Genomic DNA, 25,263 nt, shown 5'->3' with positions numbered 1-25,263 from the left:
TGGTGCATTTGAAATAACACATGGCAACGGATTGCCGTACCCGACTTTAAGCCAATCGGCGTTCTTGTTTCCGCGTTTCCCGAGATTGCGTGAAGAACCTGAAAAAGCCTTACCCGCTGAAAAGACGACTGGCCTTGCGCCAGTCGTTGCGTTACAAATCCTGTTCTACCGTCCCTGCCCGGATTCATCGTCGGAGAACACAGCACATGAACCAATGGCCAGATACACGCATCCTTGACCTGCTCGGGATCGAACTGCCGATCATCCAGGGGCCGATGGCCGGTGCCACAAACTCGTCCATGGTGATTGCCACCTGCAATGCCGGCGGCCTGGGCTCGATGCCAGCGGCGATGCTCAGCACCGATCAACTGCGCGAAGAGCTCAAAACCATCCGCCAACACACCCGGCGCCCGATCAACGTCAACTTCTTCTGTCATCAGCCACCTGCTGCGGATGAGCAACGCGCACAGGACTGGAAAAACCTGCTGCAACCCTACTACCAGGAACTCGGCGCCGACTTCGATGCGCCGACGCCGGTGTCCAACCGAGCGCCGTTCGATAACGCGGCCTGCGAAGTGGTCGAAGAATTTCGCCCTGAAGTGGTGAGTTTTCACTTTGGCCTGCCGGAAAAATCCCTGCTCGACCGGGTCAAGGCCACCGGTGCGAAGGTGCTGTCCTCGGCCACCACCGTCGCAGAAGCCGTATGGCTGGAGCAGCATGGCTGCGATGCAATCATTGCCATGGGCTACGAGGCCGGGGGCCATCGCGGGATGTTTCTCAGCGATGACCTGAGCAGTCAGGTGGGGACTTTCGCCCTGGTGCCGCAAGTCGTCGATGCGGTGAAAGTACCGGTGATTGCCGCTGGCGGTATCGCTGACGCCCGAGGCGTTGCCGCGGCCTTCATGCTCGGCGCTTCGGCGGTACAGGTGGGTACGGCGTACCTGTTCACCCCAGAAGCCAAGGTCAGCCCTTCCCACCACAAAGCGTTGCGTACCGCCAGGGAAAGCGAGACGGCCGTCACCAACGTGTTCACCGGTCGCCCGGCCCGGGGCATTCTCAACCGGGTGATGCGTGAGCTGGGCCCCATGAGCGCCAAGGCCCCGGCCTTCCCCCTTGCCGGTGGCGCGCTGATGCCGTTGCGGGCCAAAGGTGAAGCAGACTTCAGCAACCTCTGGGCCGGTCAGGCCTTTACCCTCGGCGTCGATTTGACCACCGAGGCACTGACTCGAAAACTGGCTGAAGAAGGGTTAGCGAGGCTGTCAGGTCGCTCCTGAGCATCAGCTTCGTTAAAGTTGTATACAATTTGACGGCAAGGCATTCCGTTCAAAGGCAATTCGCTATATATTTTTGTACATAACGATTAATCTGCTGCAATTGCCTTTAACGGAGCCGTTTCATGACCATTCGTGCCTCACGTTTTGCCCCGACCTGCCTGGCGAGCCTTCTCGCCGTATTCGCCTTCGGCTCAGCCCAGGCGGACGAAGTCCAGGTCGCTGTCGCCGCCAACTTCACCGCGCCCATCCAGGCCATCGCGGCTGATTTCGAAAAAGACACCGGGCATAAACTGGTCGCATCCTTTGGCGCCACCGGCCAGTTCTACACCCAGATAAAAAACGGCGCGCCGTTCGAAGTGTTCCTCTCGGCAGACGACAGCACCCCGAAAAAACTTGAAGCCGAAGGCGACTCCGTCAAGGGTTCGCGCTTCACCTACGCGGTCGGTACGCTGGCGCTGTGGTCGGCCAAGGAAGGCTACGTCGATGCCAAGGGCGATGTACTGCAAAAGAATGCCTACCAGCACCTGTCCATTGCCAACCCGAAAGCCGCGCCTTATGGCCTCGCGGCGACCCAGGTACTGGCAAAAGAAGGTCTGACCGACAAGGTCAAGGACAAGATCGTAGAAGGCCAGAACATTTCCCAGGCCTACCAATTCGTCTCCACCGGCAACGCCGAATTGGGTTTTGTCGCCCTGTCGCAGATCTACAGGGACGGCAAGATCACCAGCGGTTCGGCCTGGATCGTTCCCGCCAGCCTGCACGACCCGATCAAGCAAGACGCGGTGATTCTCAACAAGGGCAAGGACAACTCGGCCGCCAAGGCGCTGGTTGACTACCTCAAGGGGCCGAAAGCGGCAGCTGTCATCAAGTCCTACGGTTACGAAATCTAAATGTCGCTATCGAGTGCCGATTTTTCCGCCATCTGGCTGACCCTGAAACTGGCGTCCCTGACGACCGTCATCCTGCTGATTGTCGGCACTCCGATTGCGTTATGGCTGTCGCGCACCCGCTCCTGGTTGCGCGGCCCGGTCGGGGCGATTGTCGCCCTGCCCCTGGTGCTGCCACCGACGGTGATTGGTTTTTATCTGTTGCTGGCCCTCGGCCCACATGGGTACATCGGCCAACTCACCCAGTCACTCGGCCTTGGCACCCTCACGTTCAGTTTTGCGGGGCTGGTCTTCGGTTCGGTGCTGTATTCGATGCCGTTTGTGGTCCAGCCGCTGCAAAACGCTTTTTCCACGATTGGCACGCGCCCGCTCGAAGTGGCCGCGACCTTGCGGGCCAATCCCTGGGACACTTTTTTCAGCGTGACACTGCCCCTGGCTCGCCCCGGGTTCATTACCGCGGCCATTCTCGGTTTCGCCCACACCGTCGGCGAGTTCGGCGTGGTGCTGATGATCGGCGGCAATATTCCCGAGAAGACCCGCGTGGTCTCGGTGCAGATCTACGATCACGTCGAAGCCATGGAATATGCCCAAGCCCATTGGCTGGCCGGGGCGATGCTGGTGTTCTCGTTCGTCGTCCTGCTGGCGTTGTATTCCAGCCGTCAAACCAAAGCGGGCTGGAGCTGATCGATGATTCAAATGCGTCTGAAACTACGTTATTCGGGCTTCGCCCTGGACGTCGACTTGCAGCTGCCGGGCCGTGGCGTTACCGCACTTTACGGCCACTCAGGCTCCGGCAAGACCACTTGCCTGCGCTGCATCGCCGGCCTGGAACGGGCCGATCAAGGTTTTATCCAGGTCAACGATGAAGTCTGGCAAGACAGCGATAACAAGGTGTTCGTAGCGCCGCACAAACGCGCGCTGGGCTACGTGTTCCAGGAAGCCAGCCTGTTTCCCCATCTGTCGGTGCTGGACAATCTGGCGTTCGGCCTCAAGCGCATCCCCAAGCCGCAGCGTCGGGTCGACATGGCCCACGCCACCGAGTTGCTGGGCATCGGCCATTTGCTGGACCGGCACCCGCAACACCTTTCAGGCGGAGAGCGTCAGCGAGTCGGCATCGCCCGCGCCTTGCTCACCAGCCCGAAACTGTTGTTGATGGATGAGCCTTTGGCCGCACTTGATGCCCAACGCAAAAGTGAAATTCTGCCCTACTTGCAACGCCTGCACGACGAACTCGACATCCCGGTGCTGTACGTCAGCCATTCCCAGGATGAAGTCGCGCGACTGGCCGACCATATCGTGTTGCTCAGCAACGGCAAGGCCCTGGCCAGCGGCCCGATCGGCCAGACCCTGGCTCGCCTCGACTTGCCGCTGGCAATGGGGGATGACGCCGGTGTGGTAATCGAGGGTCGCGTCAGCGCCTATGACGCCGACTATCAATTGCTCAGCCTGCAACTGCCCAACACCACTCTCGACATTCGTGTGCCCCATACGCCAATGGACGTGGGCCAGGCACTGCGCTGCAAGGTCCAGGCGCGGGATGTGAGCCTGAGCGTGGACAATGCCGGGCACAGCAGCATTCTCAATCGCCTGCCGGTCACCGTGGTCACTGAAATGAACGCCGATAACGCCGCGCACGTGCTGATTCGCCTGGACGCCGCCGGCACGCCGCTGCTTGCGCGGATCACGCGTTATTCCCGTGATCAGTTGAACGTCCATCCTGGCCAGCCACTCTGGGCGCAAATAAAGGCCGTCGCCGTGCTGGCGTAAATCCAAAGGCACGACTGCACCGGGGCGAGGTCAATGGCTGTAACGTTCCGTGACTCCCTGCCCAGGACGCTTGTCATGTCCGATGGACTGCCACCTGACCTGCATTATGTCGATGACGCTCAGCCGGGCATTACCCGCAGGAAACTGCGCGGGAAATTCGCCTATTTCGACCCGGCCGGCCAGCGCATCACCGACCCCGAGACCATCAAGCGCCTCAACGCCCTCGCGGTGCCACCCGCCTATACCGACGTGTGGATCTGCGCCGATCCAAGCGGGCATCTGCAGGCCACCGGGCGGGATGCCCGGGGTCGCAAGCAATACCGGTATCACCCCCGCTGGCGGGAGGTACGCGACGCCGACAAGTACTTGCGCCTGCGTGAGTTCGGGCTGGCCCTGCCGAAACTGCGCCAACGACTGCAAGCCGTATTGGCGACACCGGGATTCAGTCGCGACAAAGTCATGGCCACGGTCATTACCCTGCTGGACTCGACACTGATCCGTATCGGCAACAGCCAATATGCCCGGGACAACCGCTCCTACGGCCTGACGACCTTGCGCAGCCGCCATGTAGAAATCAACGGCAGTGCCATCCTGTTCCAGTTCCGCGGCAAAAGTGGCGTCGAACACCAGATCACCGTGAAAGACCGGCGACTGGCCCGGATCATCAAGCGATGCCAGGAAATACCCGGGCAGAATCTGTTTCAGTATCTGGATGAAAACGGCGACCGGCACACCATCAGTTCATCCGACATCAACAGCTATCTGCAAACGCTCACCGGTGCCGATTTCACCGCCAAGGACTACCGCACCTGGGCCGGCAGCGTTCTGGCCCTGTCGATACTGCGCAAGCGGCGCTGGGAGCCTGAAACGGACGCCAGGCGGCATCAGGTGGAAATGGTCAAGGACGTTGCCAGGCAACTGGGCAACACCCCGGCGGTGTGCCGCAAGTGCTATATCCACCCGGCGGTGCTGGATGGTTTCCTTCTGGGCGCGTTGGCGCAACTACCCAGGCCGAGAGCGCGCAAGGGACTCTCGGCCGAGGAAGTCGGGCTGGCGAATTTTCTGGAGAGAACGCTGGCAGCGCCTGAACCGACGAATTGACCTGCCTATTTTTTGCACGATCAGCAATGGCTTCTATAGTTGAACTGAACACGAATCCGCTACGGAGACGCCATGGAAGACATTTTCGTTGTGAAGCGTTGCAACAAAATCATCATCCATGGCCGCCGTGAGGGTGAAGTTGACCACCTGCCACCGGACGCCGCAGTCTGGTACCGCATCGCCGATACCCGCACCCAAGGCTTCATCGGAGATGGCTACGATATTGAAGAAGATGCCGTGCGTGTTTGCCGTCAGTTGAACGCTAAATCACAAGTAACAGCCCGACAAAGTTGACGGTTCTCACCATTTTTTAACGGGTCTATACTGAAATGGTTGAAGGATCAGTAACCCATTCGGCAGAAAGCTCGCTCCCCCGCGGGCTTTTTGCTGCCACACCCAGGTTTCTTGAACGGAGGTGTCTCCCATGTCCGAAAAAGAGTCCATCACCACCCTGCTCACCTTGCTGGACTCCCGTCAGGCTCGCCTGGCTGCGGCCTGCAAGGAAATCGCCGACTGGGTCGATCATCAAGGCGGACATCCCACCGCCCTCAGAATTCGTGATCGCCTGAACGACATCGAAAAGGACACGCCGCTGATCCGGCACACACTGTCGTCTCTGCAGCCTGTCGACCGGCCTCTGCCTCGGTTCAGATGATCCGACACGGATTTACGGTGCGAGGACAGGCCTGATTCGGGCAGCATGATCGGTGACACTGACGTCTCCGAACCTTTGGCTGCCTGCTGGATTTCCATCCTTTCTCACAACCCGGCCTGGAACCGGGATTTTTTGTTGCGCAAAACCAATCGAACGTCCATTCGTTTAGGGAATATGAAATAGCCGCCAGGCTTTACGGCGAGTCGATGTTCCTGCGCACGGGCTCCATGATCTCGCGCAGGGACATGCGCTTGAACGCCTCGACCAGTGCGCGCCCCTCCTCTGGTGCACAAGTAACCGCCAACCGCATGGTCGCCTCCCCCAGGTGCCAGATCAAAAACGCAGACTTCTGGACCTGTTGTTCGTCACAGTCGGGATAAACGCGAAGCATCGCCTGGGACAACAGCGCTCCGGCAACCCGACTCTCCCCCAACTCAAGCTGCAACAACTGCTTGTCGGCCTGCATGCCGGACCAGATGTCACGCATCACCGGTGTCGCCATCACAATCTCGTAGTACTGATCGAGCAACTGCGAATAGGCGGTCTGCAAACCCCGGGCGTCCTCGACGACCTCCATTGCCTCCGCAATGCATCGGCGGCTCTGCGCGTTGTAGCGCTCGGCCAGCGTGCGGATCACGGAACTCTTGTCGGGGAAATACTGATAAAGGGAACCGATCGAGATCTCGGAGCGCTCGGCGATTTCACTCATCTTGAGTGGGTCGCTGCCCTTGTCCGCGATCAACTCGGCAGCCGTCGCCAAAATCCGCTCCTGACGATCGCGGCTGCGCTGTTGCGTAGGATTGCGGCGGACCGCTTCTGCAGCAGGCTGTTCGAGGGTTCCAGAGGTTTTTTTGCGCACGAGTCAATTCCCGATCAAAAACATGACATGTACTCACCTTAGCATCGCCAAGCCCTGCGCCCAATAGCAGATGCCACACGTCGGGGAATGAGATCCGATGGGTTGACGGAAAAACGTGAGCATCTATCATCTTTTAAACGTGAGCATTACTCACATTAATCGATGGAGGTGAACGCGATGAAAACGGCTCAACCAATCACGCTGGTCCTCGGTGCCACCGGCAAAACCGGACGGCGCATCACACAACGACTCGAAGCGGCCGGCCTGCCCGTTCGCCGGGGCTCGCGCGACGCCAATCCACCCTTCGACTGGGAAGACCGATCAACCTGGGACGCCGTGATCGATGGCGTTCAATCGGTCTACATTTCCTTTCAACCGGATCTTGCCGTCCCAGGCGCCCCTGAAACCATCCAGGCGTTCACCGAACTTGCGGTGAAAAGCGGCGTACACAAACTGGTCTTGTTATCCGGGCGCGGCGAAGTTGAAGCGCAACAGGCCGAACGTGTCGTACAGGACAGCGGGATTGACTGGACGATTCTGCGGGCCAGTTGGTTCTGCCAGAACTTCAGCGAGGCACACTTTCTTGAACCCATTGTGCAAGGTGAACTCGCACTCCCCGTCGGCCAGATCGCTGAACCCTTCGTCGATGCGCAAGACATCGCCGAGTGTGCCGTCGCGGCACTGACTCAACCCGGACACACTAACCAGCTCTACGAACTGACCGGCCCGCGAGCGTTGACCTTTGCTCAAGCCGTGGCCGAGATTGCCCGCGCCACGGGTCGCAATATCGAGTTCGTGGCCGTATCGCCGGACGCCTATCGACAGGCAATGGAACGGGAACAACTTCCCCCGGCGTTGATCGATCTGGTGTTGTATCTCTTCACGACTGTACTGGACGGGCGCAACACGCCCGTGGCCGATGGCGTACAGCGGGCACTGGGACGCCCGGCCCGCGACTTCGGCGACTACGTACGGCGCACTGCCGCTACGGGCATCTGGGGCAATGGCCGTCCGACGTAAAGCAGTGGCGGGAACCCGCTTCGTCGACTAGGGTTTTTGGCGTATCGAAGTGCGGCGCCTTTATTGGCAGGAGCCTGATCAAGGAGGAACCCATGTCACTCAATCGTAGTGCTGAACAAACCTACCGCCAGTGGTCGACCCCGATCCTGTTGGAACTCAAGGAGCGAGAACATCAGATGAACCCGTCTGACCGCCAGGCGTTGGAAAACGTACTGCTGGAAAGAACGCTGATCGATATTGGCAATCCGGCCGGCAACGATCGACGCAAAGCCGAACCGGCCTCCTGAAAGGAATCCGGTAACCACGATCAAGCTAGCAACTCTGGAACAGAAACATACGAGGGTTTGTAACGCTTTCGCTTGCAAGCCCTTGGTTTAGAGTATGCCCAATCGAACGCAAACACGCTTCAAACGTCTGAATCCCACCGCCGCCGTAATCCATTTTTGATAATTATTAATTTCCAAATACCCCCCTCTATCGGCTTTAAATGTGGGCTTAACCACCACTTGGAGGGATTCCAGGATGCTGATAAAAATCGAGAAAGCGAGCAAACCGGAAGGCTGGAACGTATGGATGAACACGTGGTGCGTTGAATTTCGCAGCTACGCAGAAGCCCTGGCGTTCGTGAGCAGATTGGAAGCCCGGATCAATGCACCTCACCCCTTGCCTGGCAGCACCGCCAGACTTCTTTTGGAACTGGCTTAACCACGCGATGCCATCACCGAGAAGCTATCCGCGACGTCATATCCGTATTTTTTAATCTGTTTTTGATAATTATTGATTTCGCTCGCCCCGCTCCCTCGACTTTAAATAGGCGTCGAGGGGGGGCGTTGGCCAAGGTGAGGTTTACAGGTGACACCTTTAACGGACGCTTCGAATACAGCCAGTCTGCATTTGAGGAGACCGACCTTCCTCACCATGTGTAATGCTTTGCCCCGCATCTTCCCCCAGGAGGTGCGGGGATTTTTTCGTAAAGACGTTAAAACCACCCGCTACGATCATCTTCCAACTCTTGGCGACACACTTTTAGTTGCGCGCTGTAAATCTCTGACTGCTTTTGCACTTTCTGGGCAACCTGCATCAGCCACGGTTTACTGCGATAGGTATTGCGGCTAAAGCCCCCGCGCCCCTCGTGATAAGCCAGGTACTGATTGTAGGTGTCCCATTTGGAGATTCCGAGCTGACGTTGGGTGCCAGTGGTGTACCAACCGATAAACATGATCGCGTCGTCGAAACTGTCACGCGAACCACCGTTGCCCGTATTGTCCTTGTACTCACCCCACACCGGGTCTTGAGCCTGCGCATAACCATAGGCGGAACTGACTCGCCCCCAGGGGATCACCCAGAGCAGGTAGTCACGAGGCGGCAATGCGTCCGCCACGTAGCTGCTTTCCTGCTTCATGATCGCCATGGCCACATGCAGAGGCGTCCCATATTCACTCTGCATTTGCAGCGAATCCTCATACCAGTCGGGATACTCACGGTAAATACTGCAGAGATTGCCTTGATCTTTTGGTGGCGTCGTCGTGCAACCGGTCAAAAACATAAACAACAAAGCCAACAGCAGAACTTGTCCTTGTTTCATTCATTACCCTCAAAAGTAAGGGCATAGGTACCCTCCGTTTACTGCAAGAAGCCCGAGTCATGCAGGTGCAGGCAAAAACGTCAGAAGACATCCAGCTCGACCGCGTCACCCTTTTGAGTGAATCGTCCCTGGATTTCCGGTTGCTGTGGCAGGTCGGGATGGGGTGGTTGGTGCCCGTCGCGGCAGGCAACAATCGGCCGATTCTGTTAAAAATCCGGTTTTCTCAAACGGCTCTTTTGCCAGTAGTCCCCCACTCAATCCCCAGCCTGCGACAAAGGCCTGGCCACCTGCTCCAACGCTCGACGCTCGGCAGCCACCCCCCAAACCGCTTGCACCACCGCTGCCACACACATGAGTGCAGCGCCTGCCAGATAACCCATCAGCAGACTGCTGCGCTGCTGGGTCTGGATCAGTTGGCCAAACAGCGTCGGCCCGATGATGCCGCCCAGGCCAGTGCCAAACGCGTAAAACACAGCGATGGCCAAGGCACGGATTTCCAGTGGGAAGGTTTCTGCCACCGTCAGGTAAGCCGAACTGGCCGCTGCCGAAGCGAAAAAGAAGATCACCATCCACGCCGCGGCTTGCTGGGTGACATCCAGCCAGCCCTGCTGGAAGGCGTAGCCATTGAGCGCCAGCAACACCCCGGACGTCGCGTAAGTGAAGCTGATCATCACGCGTCGGCCGACCACGTCAAACAGGCGCCCCAACAGCAACGGCCCGCAGAAATTGCCCAGTGCCAAGGGCAATACGTACCAGCCGACCTGCTCGGCGGGCACCTGGTAAAAATCGGTGAGCACCAGCGCATAGGTGAAGAAGATCGCGTTGTAAAAGAAGGCCTGCGCGGTCAGCAGGGTCATCCCCACCAGCGCGCGGCGGCTGAATCTGATGAACAGGGTATGGAAGACCTCCGCCAGCGGCGTGTGGTCCCGCGCGTGCAGGCGCAGTGGTTTGCTGGTCACCGCCGGCAGTTCATGGCCTTGTTCGCGCAGACGCGCTTCGATGCCTTCTACGATGCCTCGCGCCACATCGTGTTGACCATGGACCAGCAGCCAGCGCGGGCTTTCCGGCAACCACAGGCGCATCACCAGAATCAACACACCCAACGCGGCACCGATGCCAAAGCACAGGCGCCAGCCCAGCTCGCCGCCGACCACGTGCGGGTCCAGCAGAACGATGGCCCCGCCGGCACCAAGCGCTGCGCCCAACCAGAATGTGCCGTTGATGCTCAGGTCGACCCAGCCGCGATAGCGTACCGGGGTGAATTCCTGGATGGTCGAATTGATCGCCGTGTATTCGCCGCCGATGCCCATGCCCGTGAGGAAGCGAAACAGCAGGAAGCTTTCCAGGTTGAAGGAGAACGCCGTGGCCGCCGTGGCACCTACATAGAGCCATAAAGTTACGAAGAACAGCTTGCGCCGCCCCAGGCGATCGGTCAGCCAGCCGAACAGCAAGGCACCGAGCACTGCGCCGGCGATGTAGATGCCGCCGGCCAAGCCAATATCGAAGTTGCTCATGCGCAGGTCGGGGCTGTTTTTCAGCGCGCCGGACACCGAGCCGGCCAGGGTCACTTCCAGACCGTCGAGCAACCAGGTGATGCCCAGCGCGAACACTAGCATGGAGTGAAAGCGGCCCCACGGCAAGCGGTCCAGGCGTGCTGGAAGATCGGTTTCGAATATCGCGCCGGGCTCGCGGCTATGCAGCTGTTGGTGGGTCATCGCCACATCATTGTCGTGTGCAGTGCCTTGTGAGTTAGGAGTTGGGCTCTGGATCGGGAGTTCAAAATTCCGCCCACACAGAATTTGCTTGTGTCGCATCGACCGGTTGAATCCACCGTCGTTTGCAGCCCTTCTCAACCGACAACAATCGGCCAAAAAACCTCATGGCCATGCTTAAACTCAAACATGTCCATCACTTACAGGTCGCGACCCGGTCCACTTATCCAGCATGCGGATATTGAACCTTCATTGGAAAAAATGATCGCAGGTGACTAGGATCTGCCTCTGCTGGTCAAGGAAGAACAGGCTCGTTAAGTCAAGCCATGGAAAAGGAAAGCACTGATGATTGTCGGGATCGATCTGGGTACCACCAACAGCCTGGTGGCTGTCTGGCATAACGATGCCAGTGTTCTGGTACCTAACGCACTGGGTCAATGGCTGACCCCTTCGGTCGTGGGGCTGGACGATGAAGGCCGGATTCTGGTCGGCCAGGCTGCCCGCGAGCGCCTGCACACCCACCCTGGCATGACCACCGCGCTGTTCAAGCGTCATATGGGCAGCGCGCGCACCGTGCAACTGGGTACGAAGACGTTGCGCCCTGAAGAACTTTCGGCGCTGGTGCTCGGGAGCCTCAAGGAAGACGTCGAACGTGCCTACGGCGAACCGGTGACCGAGGCGGTCATCAGCGTCCCCGCGTACTTCAGTGACGCGCAGCGCAAGGCCACCCGTATCGCCGGCGAACTGGCCGGACTGAAAGTCGACAAGCTCATCAACGAACCGACCGCTGCCGCACTGGCCTACGGCTTGCCGCAGCATGGCAAGGAAACCTCGTTCCTGGTCTTCGACCTGGGCGGCGGCACCTTCGACGTGTCCATCCTTGAGCTGTTCGACGGCGTCATGGAGGTGCGGGCCAGCGCTGGCGACAACTATCTGGGCGGTGAGGATTTCGACCAGGTGCTGGCCGAGCGCTTTATCCAGACCCAGTGCGACCAGCCAGGATTTCCGCCAGTGCAAACGATCGCCCAAGCGCTGCGCCGCGAAGCCGAGCGGGTACGCCAGGCGCTGGGGCAGGAACTGGCAAGCGAGTTTGTCTTGCGTGTGGACGGCCAGCAGTGGAAGCATCTTTTTACCCAGGACGAGATGGCCACATTGTTCGCGCCCTTGCTCGAGCGCCTGCGCAATCCGATTGAACGCGCCCTGCGCGATGCCAGAATCCGTATCAACGAGCTCGACGAAGTGCTGCTGGTAGGCGGCACCACCCGCATGCCATTGGTGCGCAAACTGGCTGCGGGGCTGTTTGGCCGCTTCCCGTCCATCCACATCAACCCCGACGAAGCCGTGGCTCATGGCGCCGCGATCCAGGCGGCGCTGAAGTCCCGCAGCGCCGCCCTGGAAGAAGTGGTGTTGACCGACGTCTGCTCCTACACCCTGGGCATAGCAGTCTCGCAACGGGTGGGTCAACACCATGAGCCAGGGCACTATCTGCCGATCATTGAGCGCAACAGTACGGTCCCGGTCAGCCGGGTAGAAACCGTGTGCACCGTTCATGACTTGCAGGAAAGCGTACTGGTGAAGATCTACCAGGGTGAGAGTCGCCTGGTGCGCGACAACATCGCCTTGGGTGAGCTGGAGATTCCGGTCCCGGTGAATACCGGTTGCGTCGTCGAACTGGACGTGCGCTTCACCTACGACAACAACGGCATTCTGGAGTGTCAGGTGAGCATTCCCATGACCGGTGAACAGCGCACCCTGGTGATCGAAAACAATCCGGGCGTGCTCAGTAGCGAAGAAATCGCCGAGCGCCTGAAAGCGCTGGCCGAGTTCAAGGTGCATCCCCGCGATCAGCAGATCAATACCCTACTGGTAGCCCGCCTGGAGCGTTTGTATCAAGAAAGCCTGGGCGAGCTTCGTGAGCAGATTGACCAATGGGCAAGCCTGTTTCAGCAGGCACTGGCAAGCCAGGACGAGCGTGTCATCCGCCAGGCTCGCAACAATCTGAGCGAGCGCATCGGCCTGCTCGAAACCGGTGGTGGATTCTAAGCCATGGAACCTGTTTTCGATTGCTGGGAAGTCCTCGACCTGCCCGCCCGCTCCGACGAGCGCAGCATCAAGCGCCAATACGCCAGGCTGCTCAAGGTCAGACGTCCGGATGAGGATCCCGTCGCCTTCCAGCAACTGCGTGAAGCCTATGAGCAAGCCCTGCAAATCCTGCGTGAGGGCCCCGACGAAGTTCATAAGGTTGCCGCTGACGTTACCGCTGCGTCCATAACACAGCACCGGCCGCACCCGAACCTGACACCCACGCGGTCCCTGCACGAACAGGCCGTTGAACTGTTATCCGGATTTGAAGATCAGGCGGTTGATCGCTACTGGACCGAGGCATCGGCCAGGGGCTGCAACGCCGAATTCGAACGGCTGCTGTTCCAGCGTTGCGTGGACGACCCTGAAGCACATTGGCCCCTGCTGAGCTGGGGCCTTGAACAACGTCAATGGTTGACGCCCTGGCAACAGATCCCCGCCAGTGAGTTTCACCAGCAGCAGTTGATCCGCGCCCTCACCGCAGCGCTGTACCGCAAGCTTGATCATCTGCTGGCAAGTGGCGAGCAAGAGTACTTCCTGGACTTCCTGGAACACCACAGCCGCCAACCCTGGCTCGGTGATTTCGCACGTCGTCAGGCGCTTCAGGTACAGGTTCTGAACCTGTTCCTGAATACCGAGGACTGGTCGGCGCAACTGTTCCAACGAGTGTGTCAATTGTTCGCCTGGGATGTCGAAGCGGCGGTTGTGCCCATTGCCGAGGACCAGTGGCAAGCTTTGCACAGGCGCTGCGAGCAACAAGCCTGGCTCGGCGAACTGCGCTCCCTGATGCAGCAACGCCAGCAACACCCCAGTGCGTGTGCCAACGCCGCCGCGCTGTTTCTGCTGTCGACGCAACCCGCGCAGCAGGCGGAACTGGCCCTGGGTTTCGTCGAGGCGGACTGGCAAGCCTGCGAACAGCTGGCTGAGACCTTTGCCACGCGTTTCCCCGACTTGCTGGGCATGTTCCCCAACCACGATCCGTGGTTCTGGAAGGCACTCATCGGTCACAAGGACCCGCCCTATGGCGTTAAACGCGCGGCCTGCGTTTTGACCATCGCCCTTGCACTGAACAACCTGGGCAGTTCCGGACTCATTGTGCTGCTCATGCTGCCACTCTACGCACTGGGTGGCTGGGTGGCGGCGCAGGTCGGCAAATGGCTGCTCAGCCATTGGACCACCTTGACGGAGAACCTGTACGACCTCGACCTGCGCGCCAGCGAATGGTGTGTACGACACAAACTGACGGCCGATCGTCGTTACCTGGTGATACGTAATGGCGGTCCGTTGCTGGCATTGGCCTTGGTTATCTGGAACTGGCTCGGGGTACTGGGGCTGGCGACTTATGTGATCACCGGAGTGATCGGCTTGCTGCAGCCCGCCAGTGCAGTCCCCACGGATCGCCAGTACCGCTGGCGAAAGCCATTGCAGGCGATCTACCGGATTGCCGGGCTCAGCCGGCTGCAATGGCTGTTCTGCCTGTTAATGGTGCTGGTCATTGGCTATGTGCAACTGCATATGCCCGGCACCCTGCTGACTCAAGGTCGATTGCGCTGAAAATCGCATCACAGGGAATCGACATGGATCACCCGTTTAAGGTGTTTGAAGATTTTATGAACTTGCGCCACACAGAAAAAAACCCGCCTGCCAGCGTTGAAAAGATCACCCATGCAGCGCAACAGCTATCCATCGACCCTGGGTCATGGATAACCGGTTTCGACCTAGAGCATTTTCTCCAGGCCGATCTTGTCGCTGAGCCAGGCTTTGAAGCTACGCCATGTGCCGCCGGGCTCCTTGCGCAAGGTCCGCTGGCGACCGTCGTCCTCGGTGAGCCAGACGACTTCGCCGTTTTCCAGTCGGGCCTGGTAACTCATGGCCGGCGCCATGCCCTCAAGCGCCAGCTGGCGCACTTGGCCGGCTAGCTCGGGACTATCGACCAGCACCCCGACTTCAGTGTTCCAGAACACTGAACGCGGGTCGAAATTAAACGAGCCGATGAACACTTTCTGCTGGTCCAGGATCATGGCTTTGGTGTGCAGGCTGGAGTCCGAACCACCACTGAAACCAAACGAAGAGCTGCGGCCGGGATCGTCCGGCTGGCGCCGCAGCTCATAGAGTTTCACGCCATGTTCGAGCAGAGTCTTGCGATACGGTGCATAGCCGCCATGCACCGCCGGCACATCGGTGGCTTCCAGTGAATTGGTCAGCAGGCGCACATCAACGCCGGCATCGGCACGCCCCAGGAGATAGTCCATGCCCGGCTTTTGCGGGACGAAATACGCCGAGATCATGATCAGCTCGTTATTGACGCCATCGAGTTCAGGTCGCAGCTGCGTGGCCATCAACAGCGCGCGGTCCGGTTCGCCGTCGGCCAGAACCTTGCTCGGAGCGTCCCATATCGCCTTGTTATGAGCCCAGATCAGCTGCTTGCGCCAGGTCTCGAGTTGCGGTTGAGCCTGGTAGGTCATGAGATGGTTGTACAGCACCTTGCTCTCGATACGTGAGGTCTGGAGCGACTGCTCCAGGCGTTGGCGGCTCTCGAGCAAGTCTTGTGCTGTTGGCTTGTTACGCAGGAAGTCGCTGATCGGCTGGCTCAAGGCGCTGTTCCAGTACTGATCGAAGCTGTGCCCCAACTGTTCGGCGACCGGGCCGATGCACAGCAGGTCCATGTCGGTGAAGTTGAGATCGGGCTTGGCGTCGAAATACTCATCCCCCAGGTTGCGTCCGCCGACGATGGCTGCGCTGTTGTCGGCCAGCCACAGTTTGTTGTGCATGCGTCGGTGTTGTTGGGAAAGATCAAGCAGACGGCCCATGGTTCGGGTGACCACGGTGCTGCGTCCCAGATGCAACGGGTTGAAGACACGGATATGGATGTTCGGGTGCACCGCCAGGGTAGCGATGACTTCTGCCTGGCCGTCGCTGGCCGTGTCATCGAGCAAAATGCGTATCCGTACGCCGCGATCGGCAGCCAGCAGCATTTCACGCACCAGTGCCCGGGTGCTAAGGCCGTTATGCACGATGTAGTACTGCAGATCGACGGATTTCTGCGCATTGCGGATCAACTCGGCGCGCGCCCGGAATGCTTCACTGCTATTGGGCAGCAAACGAAACCCCGAGCGCCCCTCATGCGCGGCGGCCTGAGCCTGGATCGAGCGCCCGAAAGCCGAATCGCCGGCGGGTATCGCCTCGCTGAATTCGTGGGGCAAGCGCGTGGTGGCGCAGCCGACGAGCAGCAGCGCGAACAGCATGGCGCAGAGGAACCGGGACATGGGCTGGTCCTCAACCTGGACGGGTGTAGATTTGAACTCGGCATCCAGCCAGTGCTCGCTGCCAAGAACACGCAGCCCTCGATAATCCGCACGACTTGTTCCAGTAAAGCCCCTTTTGATGCAACGTGTCGAAATTTTCCGGCAACTGCACCCGGAGCATGAAACCACCCCGGTGCCTCGTCGCGCTACTGATCCGGCGGCAGATTCGCTACTATGTTTACCCGCCTTCCCTGTCTGCGGATTACTTCATTCTGGAGCCCGAATGCCTAGTCAAAAGGACATCGCCGCCGAAAGCGGCGCACCGATGATCCCTGAACAGCGCCGTGAGTTGATGCTGCGACAGTTGCGCAAGCATCAGGTGCTGAGCGTTCATCAATTGATGGAAATGTTCGACTGCTCGCACATGACCATACGCCGCGACATCGCGTTGCTGGAGCAGGAAGGTCGTGCTTACTCGGTAACGGGTGGGGTGCGGATCGCCAGCCAGCTGCACAGTGAGCCCAGCCATCAGATCAAGGCGGTGGTCGAGTTGCCGCAGAAGCAGGCCATGGCCAGGCTCGCCGCCCGGCTGCTGCATGCCGACATGACGATTTACCTGGACGCGGGAACCAGCACGCTGGAAATCGTCCCCTATATCAAGGCGCTGTCCGGCATGACCGTGGTGACCAATGACTTCGGGATTGTCCAGGCACTGATCGAAGCCCCCCATGTCACGGTGATTCATACCGGCGGGCAGCTGGATCACTCCAACCAATCGTGCGTGGGCGGTCTGGCGGTTGCCACCTTGCGTCAGGTCGTCACCGACATCGCGTTCATCTCGACCAGTTCATGGGACTTGCGTCGCGGCCTCACCACGCCTTCGGCGTTGAAGGTGGAGGTCAAGCAAGCCGCGATGCAATCGGCTGCGCAAGTGGTGCTGGTGGCCAGCAGTTCGAAATACGGCACCTTCAGCATGTACAGGATTGCCGGACTCGAGCAGTTCGACATCATCCTCAGCGACGACGCATTGACCGCTGCCGCGGCCGACGGCATCCGCAAGCAGGGTGTCGAACTGTTGCTGCCGGCTGACAACTCACCGGCGTGAAAGGACGGGCTCCGGCATCCAACGGAGCCCGTCGCCGCCCTCCTCTATAGCGCCCGCGCTTTCCAGTCGCGCAACCACTGCAAGCCGGCGGACGTATTGCCTCGCGGCCGATATTCGCACCCCACCCAGCCGTCATAACCCAACTGGTCGATCAGCTCGAACAGCCAGGGATAATTGACTTCCCCCAAGTCCGGTTCATGCCGATCCGGCACGCCGGCGATCTGGATATGGCCGATACCATCGAAGTCGCGACGCAGTTTAGTCGCCAGGTCGCCCTCGACGATTTGGCAGTGGTAGCAGTCGAACTGAACCTTCAGGTTGCTGGCGCCCACTTCCTTGCAGATGGCCTGGGCCTGATCCTGGCGGTTGAGGAAAAAGCCTGGCATGTCTCGCGTATTGATCGGTTCGAGCAATACGGTGACGCCTGCCTTGGCCGCCCGGGCGGTGGCGTAGGCGAGGTTCTCCAGGTACACGCCGTGATGCCTTGGGCGATCGCTTTCTGACGGCAACAGCCCGGCCATGACATGGATGCGTGAGTTGCCCAATACACTGGCGTAATCCAGGGCGCGATCAAAACCGCTACGAAATTCACTCTCCCTGCCCGGCAATGACACCGTGCCCCGCTCCCCCGCGGCCCAATCACCGGGCGGCGCGTTGAACAGTGCCTGCACCAGGCCGTTGTCGCTCAAGCGTTGCTTGAGTTCTTCTGCGCTGTAGTCGTAGGGAAACAGGTACTCCACCGCCTCGAAGCCGTCAGAGGCAGCGGCGGCGAAGCGATCCAGAAACTCATGTTCCGGATAGAGCATGCTGAGGTTGGCAGCAAAACGAGGCATGGTAGCTCCTGAGATAAAGGGTTAGACAAAGGGCCAGATCAGCAGGGTAATACAGAAACCCAAGGTACCAAGCAAAGTGGTCATCACTGTCCAGGTGCGCAGACCGTCGGCCACGTTCAGGCCTGACAGCTTGGTGAAGATCCAGTAACCGGCGTCATTGATATGGGACATGGCCAACCCGCCACCGCCCATGGCCAGGCACAGCAGGGCCATGTGGTTCGGGGTGAGATCGAGGGTCGCAATCAGCGGGCTGATGATGCCGGCAGTGGTCACCAGCGCCACCGTGGTCGAGCCCTGCACCGCGCGCAACAGCATGGTCAGCAGAAAACCCAGGGCCAGCACCGGCAGACCGGTGGTGCGCAGCATGTCGGAGACCACGGCGCCGATCCCGGTATCCACCAGCACCTTGCCGAACACGCCACCGGCGCCGGCAATCAGGATCACCATGGCCACACCGGGCAACGCCGAGCCGATCACGTCCGATACCTGAGTGCGGCTCCAGCCCCGGCGCGAACCGAGCAGCCAGGCACACAGCAAGGTGTCGATCAGCAGCGCCACCAGTGGCGCACCGAGCACGGTCATGATGCCACGCAGAATCGATTCGGCAGGCAGCAACGAGGTAGACAGCGTCCCCAGCAGGATCAGAATGATCGGCAGCAGGATCAGGCTGACGATCAGGCCAAAACCTGGTGCCGGTGCCGGCGGCAATTTGGAAACGATGCTGCTGGTCGACTCTTCCAGGCCCATGTGTGACACGGCTTCAGCCGCTCGCTCAGCGCTGATGTCGTTGCCATTGGACCAGGCCGCGAGATCCTCGTTGGTGACATGCGGGCCATAGACCTCGGCACGAATATCGTCAGTCATCGGGTACGCCCGACGGGTCATGCGCCCGGCCACGCGGTAGCCGACAAAGCAAAGGAACGCGGTGATCGGCAAGCCGAACATCAGCACGCGACCCAGGTCCGCACCCAATTGACTGGCAGCGGCCACTGCACCCGGGTGCGGCGGCAGGAAGGCGTGTACGGTCAACAACGCAGCGCACATCGGCAACGCAAACACCAACAGCGGCTTGCGTGCGCGCCGGGCAATGCCATAGGCCAGCGGCATGAGGATGATCACGCCGACTTCGAAGAATACCGGTACCCCGACCATGAAGCCGGCAATCGTCAACGCCAGGGGCGTACGACGGTTGCCGAAGCGGGCAATCAGCGTCTTGGCCAGCGCCTCGGCACCGCCGGAAAGCTCGATGATCCGCCCGATCATCGCGCCCAGGGCAATGATGATTGCGATATGACCCAGGGTCTTGCCCATGCCGCCTTCAATGGTGGCAACCAGATCGGCCGGTTTCACCCCGGCCACCAGCGCCACCAGAATGCTCACCAGCATCAAGGCCACGAAGGGCTGGAACTTGTACTTGAGCACCAGGAACAACAACAGCGCAATGCCTGCCCCGGCGGTAATCATCAGGATTAACGGGCTCATTTCACAAACCCTCCACACCGGGTAAATGAAAGGGTTCTGCCACTGGATCTGAAGCTGCCGCAGTGAAGGTGAGTCATGCTTGGATTTCCTGTTGTTATTGTTTTTTAAGGCAAGCCGGGGGCGTCGAGAGTCCCTGTGCGTCTCCCGGGCAGAGCCTGTGTTATCGATCTGTCGTGTTAAGACAATGCGTTACCAGTGCGCACCAAAGGTTGTTCGCAGTTCGTCCAGCGCCACCTGATCCAGCGGTTCAGGCTTGGGATTGCTCATCAGCCAGAGCCGTGCGGTTTCCTCGAGTTCTTCCAGGGCGTAGCTGGCCCTGGAAACCGAACTCTCCCAGACCACCGGCCCCAGCCGTTCGAGCATCACGCCGCGAACGCTGTTGGCCAGCAGCGCGACCTGTTCGGCAACCTTCGGCGAACCGGGTCGCTGGTAGGCAATCAACGGGATATGCCCGACTTTCATGACCTGATACGGCGTCAGCGGAGGCAGAATGTCGTTCGCCTGCCAGACACCGGCCAGCGTCAACGCCACCAGATGGGTGGAGTGGGTATGCACCACGCCGCCGACATTCGGGTTGCGGTCGTAGACCTGGCGATGCAACGCCAGAGTCTTTGAAGGTTTGTCACCGGACACCCATTCACCCGCCAGATTGACCTTGGCGATGGTGGCCGGATCAAGGCGCCCGAGGCAGACATCCGTCGGCGTGATCAACCAGCCGTCATCCAGGCGTGCGCTGATATTGCCGGCGCTGCCGACGGTGTATCCGCGCTGGTAAAGGCTGCGGCCAACCTCACAGATTTCTTCGCGCAGGGCGTTCTCGTTGCTCATTGCACACCTCCGGCCTGGGCGAGTTGGTTCAAGGCTTTACTGAAGAAATCCCGGCCACCGAAGTTGCCCGATTTGAGTGCCAGCGCCAGTGGTTCGTCGGTACTGCTGACCGTCGCTGGAACACCCGGATCGATCTGCGCGCCGATTTGCAGCAGTTGCACGCCCAACGCCTGGACCACAGCGCCCGAAGTTTCTCCGCCGGCAATCACGAAGCGGCGCACGCCGCTCTGGCGCAGACCCTGGGCAATTTCGCCAAAGGCGTTTTCCACCAGACTGCCAGCCTGCTCGACGCCCAATTGCTGTTGCACCGACTTGACCTCCTCCGGTGAGCAGGTGGCGTAGATCAATACGGTTTGCTCGTTATCACGGGCGAAGGCCAAGGCTTGCGCCACCACCGCTTCCCCCGCCGCCAAGGCCAACGGATCAATCCGCAAAGCCGGACGACCGGCTTCGAGCCAGGCCGCCACTTGCCCATTGGTGGCGATCGAAGCACTGCCGGCCAACACCACTTCCCCGCCGGACACCGCCGGAAGTTTCGAGGCGTCGAGATCGCGCAACTTGCCGGCGCGACGGAAGTTTTCCGGCAGGCCCAGGGCCAGCCCCGAGCCACCGGTCAACAACGGCAGATCGGCGCAGGCGCGACCCAGGGTGTACAGATCGCTGTCCGACAAGGCATCGGCAATGGCCATGCCGACACCTTGAGCCCTCAGCTCGGCGATTCGCGCCCGCACCTGCTCAGCGCCACGGGCAATCGTGTCGTAGCGCAACAGGCCGACATTCAGACGGGTCTGCGATTGCAGGACGCGCACCAGATTGGCATCGGTCATTGGCGTCAGCGGATGGTTCTGCATGCCCGACTCGCTGAGCAGTTGATCCTGCACAAACAGATGGCCGCGAAAGATCGTCCGGCCATTCTCCGGGAACGCCGGGCACGCCAGGGTAAAGTCGCTACCCAGCGCCGCCAGCAGTGCTTCACTGACCTGGCCGATATTGCCGGCCGCAGTGGAGTCGAACGTCGAGCAATACTTGAAAAAAATCTGTTCGCAGCCTTGTTCACGCAGCCAGGCCAGCGCGGCGAGGGACTGCTCGACTGCTTCGGCGACCGGCGTGGTACGCGACTTCAGGGCAATGACGATCGCATCGGCATCAAGCCCGGCCGCCACTTCCGCGCTCGGAATGCCAATGCTTTGCACGGTGCGCATACCGCCGCGCACCAGCATGTTGGCAAGGTCCGTGGCCCCGGTGAAATCGTCAGCGATGCAGCCCAGCAGCGGGCGTGCGGTGGAGTTAGTCATGGGGTGTTCCTCAAACAGGCTCAGGCTTGGCGGTTGGCAATTCGATGCCCGGGAAAATCTTGATGACCGCCGAGTCGTCCTCGCGGCCGAAGCCGGCACTGGATGCCTGCATGAACATCTGGTGAGCGGTGGCCGACAGCGGCAACGGGAATTTGCTGGCCCGGGCGGTATCCAGCACCAGGCCCAGGTCCTTGACGAAAATATCCACGGCGGACAACGGCGTGTAGTCAGCCTTGAGAATGTGCGGCACGCGGTTTTCGAACATCCAGGAATTACCGGCGCTGTGGGTGATCACCTCATACAGCGCATCGGCATCGACCCCTTCACGCAGGCCCAGCGCCATGGCTTCGGCAGAAGCGGCAATATGTACCCCGGCGAGAAGCTGGTTGATGATCTTGACCTTCGAACCCAGGCCATGAACGTCACCCAGGCGATAAACCTTGCCGGCCATGCCAGCCAGGATCGACTCAGCCTTGGCGTAGGCGTCGGCCGGGCCCGAGGTCATCATGGTCATCTCGCCAGCCGCAGCCTTGGCCGCGCCACCGGAAATCGGTGCATCCAGATACAGCAGGCCCAGCGCGGCCAGACGCTGGCCAAGATCCACGGCGTAGGTCGGAGCGACTGTGGCGCAGCCGATCACCAGGCTGCCCGGGCGCAGAGAGGCCACGGCCCCACCCTCACCAAACAATACGGTCTCGGTCTGCTCGGCGTTGACCACCACAGTGATGATCACGTCACACTCAGCGGCCATATGCGACGGTGACAGGCAAGCCACACCACCCTCCCCGGCGAACTGCTCTGTTACGGCAGTACGCACATCACAGGCATGCACATTAAAACCGCTGCGCAACAACGAGCGGGCAATGCCCAGCCCCATCGCGCCCAGACCGACTACACCGACATTCTTGTTATTCATGGGGTACTCCAGTGGAAAGCAGCGACTGCCGCCTGCGAGGCACAGACGTTGGCCGCTTTGTGAATAGGGCCAGACAGAATCAGCACCGTGCAGACCAACCAGCCGAAGGGCGCTGTGATTCAGGACGGAACATCAAGGCCATCCTTTTTTTGTCGTGTTATCAGGCTGTCATACCGGATGCTGCAGATCATCTACCAGTGATCGGATTATGTGAAGTATTTTTTACCAATAACATTTTTTAACATTGCCTCGCCGCACAGGAACGAGATGGGTCTCCCTACGGATTACAAGCAGCCAAAAGCAGTCGGGCCGCAAAGAGTGGCTCGTCTTGCGTGATGTGAGAGTTGCGTAATTGCATGGACTTGACCACCCAATTGCATTCGACTTGACCAGTGGTTGAGTGACCCGACGTACTTTACGTTTCAACGATTTTCTCTTCTAAAAACAAAAACCGACCATAAGGCCGGCTCTCATTTTCACTTGAATAAACCTTCAGTTTCTTCTCGAGGTGTAAGGACGGAAGTTGATCCAGTCAAACCAACCTGACTAGGTTGCACCTGCTTCTGGCAGTGACGAAATCAAAGCGCAACCGCAAGCACAGCGATGCCCGTGAAACGCAACCGGGACACCATTGTCGCGAAAAACGGGATGCCCCTCCGCAATCACCGTTCGGCCATGGCCAGAAACCGGGCAATCCACCAGGTCACCCTGGCGAGCCGCACCTAGACCTCTGAAAATCATGTCGACGGAACCCGATAGAACAGTGCCGCCGCCCGTTGTTTTGTCGCCGATTCGAATGATGCCTTTCATGTCTTACCCCAACAGCCGCCATTCGATGTTTTCCTCATTGACCGTGATTCTGTCGGGGAGCAAGAAACGAGGCTCGTGACTCTGAACCTTCAGGGTGGGCATGATCTCGTTCTCCTCGAAGCGGCGAATGACGCCATCGTTGAACCTCGAGTAAGCATCGCGGCTCAGACGGGCAGCCTGCCAGTAGCCTGTCTGCGGACAAGCCTGGCCGCTGGAGCAGGTCGGCTCGGGGTAGCTGGCCTTGATGAACGCAGAAGAGTCGGGCATGGCTCTGCCGGTCGCTGGTTCAAGGAGCTTGGCCTTGGCCAACTGATGGATCAGCGCTTCGCTGGGCTTTTTCGGTGGGACATTGGCCAGCCGCGCTTCCAGCCATTGCAGTTTGCCATCCCAAGCCGGTAGCTTGGCCGGTGGCAAGGGGAGGATGTCGTTGATCTCGGGGACCTTCGGGTCAGCGTAGGAGTAGTTTGCGAGTATCCGCCAGATGGTTTTATAGCGCTCAGCGCGTTCAATATCTTCCTGCTGACCGAGGTAGTACAGTTCATCGGTTGCAGGAGGACCACGAAATGCCTCTTCAAGACGGCCAGCGGAGTTTTCATTGCCTGCCATCACTCCCATCTGGAAAACTTCAAGCGCCTCCTGGTACTGGCCCTCGTCTTGAAGATATACACCCAGTGCGATAGCAGCCTTGCCATTGCTCTGTTCAGCAGCACAACGATACATCTGGAGTGCAATATTCGGGGCAATGTCGATAGGTTCGAGCTTTTCGCCTACATAGTATTGGGCTTGTGCACTGCCCTGATCAGCCGCCTTGCGAAAGTAACGCAACGACATGGCCGTGTCCTGCTTCAGCCCGGCCGAGCCGTTCTTCAGGAAGAGGCCGATAAAGTAGTACCCCGTCGCTACCTTCGCGTCGATCAACTGCTGACTCAGGCGCAGGTGTTCCTCCCCACGGAGCGTGAAGTGACCGCGCATGGTGCCGTTTTGCAGGTTGATATTGGCCTTGTAATGACCGTTCTCGGCCGCAATACGGTACAGCCGATCGATCTCTAGATCGACGGCCTTGTCCTGCTTGAGCAGATTGTTCTTCTGTAACCAGCGGGCGTACTGGAACAGCTCATCGGTCTCGGCGGACGGTGCAGGGATCTGTTCGTGTACGCAGGTAAAGGCCAGTTTGGCTTTGATCTCGGTCAGTGGATTCACGGGAGTGTCCTGGGTCGGGAGTATAAGGGCGCTGCCGCTATCACAGGCGACCAACAGCAGGCTTGTCAGCAACAAGACTCGACGCATCAGTCGAGGTCCGTCAGAGAGGCTTCACCGTAATGAAATTCGACGAGGGGGGCATAAGGCACCTTTCTCGATTTTTGACGTTTTTTGTTTTTGTCAATGATGTCCTCCCAAGCCTTGAACGCCTCCTCCGGATCATCCTGCGCCCCCTTCTCCCTCGTATGCAGATTCCACAACCGTCGGCGCATGGCTTGAGTCACACTCGCCCACTCATGGGCAATGTTCAGCTCACTGTCCACCTGCATACTGCGAGTGTTTATGTTGGCTGAGCCGTGGGTGGTGAACACGTCATTGACGATCATCAACTTGGAATGGATGTATACCGGCATCCATGGTTTTCCGGCTGGCGAATCGGGCGCAACCAGCGAGCACACGTGAATTTTCAGACCAGGGCGTGGGGTCGGGACGAGCGTACTTTTCTCGATCGCCTCAATCTGCTCTTTGAGCCAGATCTGTCGAAATTTATTGTTTCTGGCGGCGTCTCGTTGGGCTTCCCGGGCTTTTTCGCTCATCTCGCCGCCAC

25 protein-coding genes are annotated in these 25,263 nt (G+C 59.5%); 13 read left to right on the top strand and 12 right to left on the bottom strand.

Features of this window, described 5'->3' with window-relative positions:
* Positions 1 to 206: 206 nt before the first annotated feature.
* The 7 genes from BSF44_RS20490 (at position 207) to BSF44_RS20460 (ending at position 5,684) form a co-directional block, all read left to right on the top strand.
* A complete protein-coding gene (locus BSF44_RS20490; RefSeq protein WP_095945054.1) occupies positions 207 to 1,274 on the top strand; it encodes a nitronate monooxygenase family protein in 1,068 nt (355 codons plus the stop codon).
* Between the two features lie 122 nt (positions 1,275 to 1,396).
* Positions 1,397 to 2,164, top strand: coding sequence for a molybdate ABC transporter substrate-binding protein (modA, locus tag BSF44_RS20485; protein WP_095945053.1), 768 nt, complete (start codon positions 1,397 to 1,399; stop codon positions 2,162 to 2,164).
* The gene (gene modB, locus BSF44_RS20480; protein ID WP_095945052.1) at positions 2,165 to 2,845 is read left to right on the top strand and encodes a molybdate ABC transporter permease subunit; all 681 of its coding nucleotides are present in this window, start codon (positions 2,165 to 2,167) and stop codon (positions 2,843 to 2,845) included.
* Between the two features lie 3 nt (positions 2,846 to 2,848).
* The gene (modC, locus tag BSF44_RS20475; RefSeq protein ID WP_095945051.1) at positions 2,849 to 3,928 is read left to right on the top strand and encodes a molybdenum ABC transporter ATP-binding protein; all 1,080 of its coding nucleotides are present in this window, start codon (positions 2,849 to 2,851) and stop codon (positions 3,926 to 3,928) included.
* 75 nt (positions 3,929 to 4,003) lie between these two features.
* On the top strand, positions 4,004 to 5,029 hold the full coding sequence (locus BSF44_RS20470) for a DNA topoisomerase IB (protein ID WP_371918286.1): 1,026 nt from the start codon (positions 4,004 to 4,006) through the stop codon (positions 5,027 to 5,029).
* Between the two features lie 72 nt (positions 5,030 to 5,101).
* Positions 5,102 to 5,323 (top strand): hypothetical protein, encoded by a 222-nt coding sequence (locus tag BSF44_RS20465; RefSeq protein WP_095945050.1) that lies wholly within the window; start codon positions 5,102 to 5,104, stop codon positions 5,321 to 5,323.
* Positions 5,324 to 5,453: 130 nt separating this feature from the next.
* Complete coding sequence (locus tag BSF44_RS20460; protein WP_007975977.1) at positions 5,454 to 5,684, top strand: hypothetical protein; 231 nt, start codon at positions 5,454 to 5,456, stop codon at positions 5,682 to 5,684.
* 193 nt (positions 5,685 to 5,877) lie between these two features.
* On the opposite strand, the gene BSF44_RS20455 is transcribed toward BSF44_RS20460, so the two are convergent.
* Positions 5,878 to 6,543, bottom strand: a complete 666-nt coding sequence (locus BSF44_RS20455) for a TetR family transcriptional regulator (protein WP_095945049.1) — start codon at positions 6,541 to 6,543, stop codon at positions 5,878 to 5,880.
* A gap of 177 nt (positions 6,544 to 6,720) precedes the next feature.
* Here BSF44_RS20455 and BSF44_RS20450 point away from each other — a divergent pair, with 177 nt between their 5' ends.
* From BSF44_RS20450 to BSF44_RS20440, 3 genes are all read left to right on the top strand, one after another.
* Positions 6,721 to 7,563 carry an NAD(P)H-binding protein gene (locus BSF44_RS20450; RefSeq protein WP_095945048.1) on the top strand — a complete coding sequence of 281 codons (843 nt, stop codon included), beginning with the start codon at positions 6,721 to 6,723 and terminating at the stop codon, positions 7,561 to 7,563.
* Positions 7,564 to 7,655: 92 nt separating this feature from the next.
* Complete coding sequence (locus BSF44_RS20445; protein ID WP_095945047.1) at positions 7,656 to 7,850, top strand: hypothetical protein; 195 nt, start codon at positions 7,656 to 7,658, stop codon at positions 7,848 to 7,850.
* 235 nt (positions 7,851 to 8,085) lie between these two features.
* Positions 8,086 to 8,268, top strand: a complete 183-nt coding sequence (locus BSF44_RS20440; RefSeq protein ID WP_095945046.1) for a hypothetical protein — start codon at positions 8,086 to 8,088, stop codon at positions 8,266 to 8,268.
* A gap of 274 nt (positions 8,269 to 8,542) precedes the next feature.
* On the opposite strand, the gene BSF44_RS20435 is transcribed toward BSF44_RS20440, so the two are convergent.
* Together BSF44_RS20435 and BSF44_RS20430 are read right to left on the bottom strand one after the other, a co-directional pair.
* On the bottom strand, positions 8,543 to 9,148 hold the full coding sequence (locus BSF44_RS20435) for a hypothetical protein (RefSeq protein ID WP_095945045.1): 606 nt from the start codon (positions 9,146 to 9,148) through the stop codon (positions 8,543 to 8,545).
* Positions 9,149 to 9,402: 254 nt separating this feature from the next.
* The gene (locus BSF44_RS20430) at positions 9,403 to 10,863 is read right to left on the bottom strand and encodes an MFS transporter (RefSeq protein WP_095945044.1); all 1,461 of its coding nucleotides are present in this window, start codon (positions 10,861 to 10,863) and stop codon (positions 9,403 to 9,405) included.
* Between the two features lie 342 nt (positions 10,864 to 11,205).
* Between BSF44_RS20430 and BSF44_RS20425 the strand changes: the two genes are divergently transcribed.
* Positions 11,206 to 12,903, top strand: coding sequence for a molecular chaperone HscC (locus BSF44_RS20425; protein ID WP_095945043.1), 1,698 nt, complete (start codon positions 11,206 to 11,208; stop codon positions 12,901 to 12,903).
* Positions 12,904 to 12,906: 3 nt separating this feature from the next.
* The gene (locus BSF44_RS20420) at positions 12,907 to 14,496 is read left to right on the top strand and encodes a J domain-containing protein (RefSeq protein ID WP_095945042.1); all 1,590 of its coding nucleotides are present in this window, start codon (positions 12,907 to 12,909) and stop codon (positions 14,494 to 14,496) included.
* Positions 14,497 to 14,660: 164 nt separating this feature from the next.
* Here the strand turns inward: BSF44_RS20420 and BSF44_RS20415 are convergent, their stop codons facing one another.
* Positions 14,661 to 16,208: a phospholipase D family protein gene (locus BSF44_RS20415; protein WP_095945041.1), complete on the bottom strand. Its 1,548-nt coding sequence runs from the start codon at positions 16,206 to 16,208 to the stop codon at positions 14,661 to 14,663.
* A 262-nt stretch (positions 16,209 to 16,470) separates the two neighbouring features.
* Here BSF44_RS20415 and BSF44_RS20410 point away from each other — a divergent pair, with 262 nt between their 5' ends.
* Positions 16,471 to 17,292 (top strand): DeoR/GlpR family DNA-binding transcription regulator, encoded by an 822-nt coding sequence (locus tag BSF44_RS20410; RefSeq protein WP_095945040.1) that lies wholly within the window; start codon positions 16,471 to 16,473, stop codon positions 17,290 to 17,292.
* Between the two features lie 44 nt (positions 17,293 to 17,336).
* On the opposite strand, the gene otnI is transcribed toward BSF44_RS20410, so the two are convergent.
* From otnI to BSF44_RS20370, 8 genes are all read right to left on the bottom strand, one after another.
* Positions 17,337 to 18,125, bottom strand: coding sequence for a 2-oxo-tetronate isomerase (gene otnI / locus BSF44_RS20405; RefSeq protein ID WP_095945039.1), 789 nt, complete (start codon positions 18,123 to 18,125; stop codon positions 17,337 to 17,339).
* A gap of 21 nt (positions 18,126 to 18,146) precedes the next feature.
* On the bottom strand, positions 18,147 to 19,607 hold the full coding sequence (locus BSF44_RS20400; RefSeq protein ID WP_095945038.1) for an SLC13 family permease: 1,461 nt from the start codon (positions 19,605 to 19,607) through the stop codon (positions 18,147 to 18,149).
* A 189-nt stretch (positions 19,608 to 19,796) separates the two neighbouring features.
* Positions 19,797 to 20,435: an aldolase gene (locus BSF44_RS20395; RefSeq protein ID WP_095945037.1), complete on the bottom strand. Its 639-nt coding sequence runs from the start codon at positions 20,433 to 20,435 to the stop codon at positions 19,797 to 19,799.
* On the bottom strand, positions 20,432 to 21,730 hold the full coding sequence (gene otnK, locus BSF44_RS20390; protein WP_095945036.1) for a 3-oxo-tetronate kinase: 1,299 nt from the start codon (positions 21,728 to 21,730) through the stop codon (positions 20,432 to 20,434). Before otnK ends, BSF44_RS20395 begins: the two co-directional genes overlap by 4 nt.
* Positions 21,731 to 21,740: 10 nt before the next feature.
* The gene (ltnD, locus tag BSF44_RS20385) at positions 21,741 to 22,646 is read right to left on the bottom strand and encodes an L-threonate dehydrogenase (protein WP_095945035.1); all 906 of its coding nucleotides are present in this window, start codon (positions 22,644 to 22,646) and stop codon (positions 21,741 to 21,743) included.
* A gap of 546 nt (positions 22,647 to 23,192) precedes the next feature.
* Positions 23,193 to 23,456 (bottom strand): PAAR domain-containing protein, encoded by a 264-nt coding sequence (locus BSF44_RS20380; protein WP_095945034.1) that lies wholly within the window; start codon positions 23,454 to 23,456, stop codon positions 23,193 to 23,195.
* A gap of 3 nt (positions 23,457 to 23,459) precedes the next feature.
* The gene (locus tag BSF44_RS20375) at positions 23,460 to 24,656 is read right to left on the bottom strand and encodes a sel1 repeat family protein (RefSeq protein ID WP_371918285.1); all 1,197 of its coding nucleotides are present in this window, start codon (positions 24,654 to 24,656) and stop codon (positions 23,460 to 23,462) included.
* Positions 24,657 to 24,742: 86 nt separating this feature from the next.
* Positions 24,743 to 25,263: phospholipase D-like domain-containing protein (locus tag BSF44_RS20370; RefSeq protein WP_371918284.1), on the bottom strand; the 521-nt coding region annotated here is incomplete at its 5' end.

Origin of the sequence: Pseudomonas sp. ACN8 (genome assembly GCF_002303925.1) — a bacterium.
GTDB lineage: Bacteria > Pseudomonadota > Gammaproteobacteria > Pseudomonadales > Pseudomonadaceae > Aquipseudomonas.
Note: the sequence above shows the minus strand (reverse complement) of the source record. Positions and strands in the feature narration are given on the sequence as shown.